We start from the raw sequence: 245 nt of genomic DNA on the forward strand, positions 1-245 counted from the left end.
GAGGTTCCGGCTCCGGCCGACCCCGCGCTCACGGTGACGAAGACGGCGAAGACCGAGAAGCCCGGCGAGCTGGTGGTGGGCGAGAAGGTCGAATACGCGTTCCTCCTGAAGAACACCGGCAACGTCACGCTGAAGGACGTGAAGGTGAACGAGGGCCAGTTCACCGGGTCCGGGAAGCTGTCGGATGTGGTCTGCCCCGAGGGGGCTGGTTCGCTGGCTCCGGGCGCGAGTGTGACGTGCACGGC

1 protein-coding gene is annotated in these 245 nt (G+C 67.3%); it reads left to right on the top strand.

Annotation, left to right across the window (positions count from 1 at the left end; translation table 11 throughout):
• On the top strand, positions 1-245 hold a 245-nt coding region (locus WA762_RS35595), incomplete at both ends, for a DUF7507 domain-containing protein (protein WP_335941727.1).

Source organism: Streptomyces tyrfis (assembly GCF_037034285.1).
Taxonomy (GTDB): Bacteria; Actinomycetota; Actinomycetes; order Streptomycetales; family Streptomycetaceae; genus Streptomyces.